Source organism: Ectothiorhodospira marina (assembly GCF_900109495.1).
Classification (GTDB): domain Bacteria; phylum Pseudomonadota; class Gammaproteobacteria; order Ectothiorhodospirales; family Ectothiorhodospiraceae; genus Ectothiorhodospira; species Ectothiorhodospira marina.
In genome coordinates, this window is the sequence record NZ_FOAA01000034.1 from 1 (window position 1) to 1,797 (window position 1,797).

Annotated in this window: 2 protein-coding genes; one reads left to right on the forward strand and one right to left on the reverse strand. The window is 60.0% G+C overall.

Annotated elements, in window-relative coordinates; translation table 11 throughout:
* Positions 1-74: 74 nt before the first annotated feature.
* A complete protein-coding gene (tnpA, locus tag BMY52_RS14990) occupies positions 75-488 on the reverse strand; it encodes an IS200/IS605 family transposase (RefSeq protein WP_090255795.1) in 414 nt (137 codons plus the stop codon).
* A gap of 21 nt (positions 489-509) precedes the next feature.
* Between tnpA and BMY52_RS14995 the strand changes: the two genes are divergently transcribed.
* The gene (locus BMY52_RS14995) at positions 510-1,754 is read left to right on the forward strand and encodes an RNA-guided endonuclease InsQ/TnpB family protein (RefSeq protein ID WP_090255797.1); all 1,245 of its coding nucleotides are present in this window, start codon (positions 510-512) and stop codon (positions 1,752-1,754) included.
* Positions 1,755-1,797 lie beyond the last annotated feature (43 nt).

The window sequence follows — 1,797 nt, forward strand, 5'->3', positions numbered from 1 at the left end:
TGACCCAGCGCGCGACAAGCCCCGCCGTTCAGGGCGGGGAAGGATAGCGCGGACGGCGTAGCCGTCTTTGGGTTTCAGTTAGGTGTCTGCTGCTGCTCAATGTACTGGCGCACGATGGAGATCGGCGCGCCGCCGCAGGAGGATGCGAAGTAGGACGGCGACCACAGCACGCCCTTCCAGTAGCGTTTCTCGATGTCCGGGCGTTCCTTGCGAAGCAGACGGCTGGAGACGCCCTTGAGGCTGTTCACGAGGTTCGAGACGGCCACCTTGGGCGGATACTCCACCAGCAGATGCACATGATCGTCCTCGCCGTCCATCTCGATCAGTTGTGCCTCGAAGTCGGTGCAGACCTTGGCGAAGATCGTGCGCAACAGGTTGATGGCGTCGGCATCAAATACCTTGCGGCGATATTTCGCCACAAAGACCAAGTGGACGTGCATCTTGAAAACGCAATGCCGACCGTGCCGAATATCATTGTCGTTGCTCATAGGCCAAACTATAATCTCCGCATGCAACAGTTCCAAGCCTTCAAGTTTGAGCTACGCCCCGACGGCCAACAGGAACGGCAAATGCGCCGTTTCGCTGGCTCGTGCCGGTTCGTGTTCAACAAGGCGTTGGCGTTGCAGAAGGAACGTTACGAGCAAGGCGAGAAGAAGCTTGGCTATGCCGGACTGTGCAAGCTGCTCACCGAGTGGCGCAACGGCCCAGAAACGCCATGGTTGGCGAAGGCGCCGACGCACCCGCTTCAACAGACGCTTAAGGACCTGGAGCGCGCCTACGCCAATTTCTTCGCCAAGCGTGCGGACTTTCCGCGCTTCAAGAAGAAAGGCCAGTCCGACAGCTTCCGCTACCCCGATCCGAAACAGATCAAACTTGATCAAAGCAACAGCCGTATTTTCCTGCCCAAGCTGGGCTGGGTGCGTTATCGCAACAGCCGCAAGGTGGTGGGCGAGGTGCGCAATGTCACCGTCTCCCTCTCGGGCAGGCGCTGGCATGTATCCATCCAGACGCGGCAGGAGATCGAAGATCCCCGCCACCCGGCTCGCAGCATCGTCGGCATGGATATGGGGGTGGCCTGCTTCGCCGCCCTCTCCAGCGGCGAGATCATTGCCCCGGCGCATGCCCTCAAAAAGCGCCAGCGGCAACTGGCACGGGCTCAGCGGGCGATGAGCCGCAAGGTCAAATTCAGCAACAACTGGAAAAAGGCCAAAGCCCGTATCCAGCGCATTCACACCCGCATCGGCCATGCCCGCCGCGACTTCCTGCACAAGACCTCGACCGCGATCAGCCAAAACCACGCAGTCGTTGTGATTGAGGACTTGCAGGTACGGAATATGTCCAAGTCGGCAGCAGGTACGGTCGATCTGCCGGGGCGAAATGTCCGGGCCAAATCGGGCCTGAACCGATCCATTCTGGATCAGGGATGGGCCGAGTTCCGACGCCAGCTTGAATATAAGCAGACATGGCGCGGTGGAATGGTCATTGCGGTGAACCCACGCAACACCAGCCGGATGTGTCCGGCCTGTGGTCATGTGGACAAGGCCAACCGCAAGACCCAGGCCCGATTCAAATGTGTTGCCTGCGGTCACACGGCCCATGCCGATGTGAATGCAGCCAACAATGTATTGGCGGCAGGGCATGCCGTCATGGCCTGTGGAGGGGATGTAAGGCCGCGCCCACACCTCGGTGTAGGCACGGCAGCCCCGATGAAGCAGGAACCCACCGAAGCGACTCAAATCGCATCAGCGAATTGAGCGCCGTAGGAATCTCCGGCCTTCAGGCCGGAGAGGATGTCAA

Coding starts and splice junctions, on each gene's coding strand:
- tnpA (WP_090255795.1), bottom strand. CDS start 488: ATGAGCAACGACAATGATATTCGGCACGGTCGGCATTGCGTTTTCAAG.
- BMY52_RS14995 (WP_090255797.1), top strand. CDS start 510: ATGCAACAGTTCCAAGCCTTCAAGTTTGAGCTACGCCCCGACGGCCAA.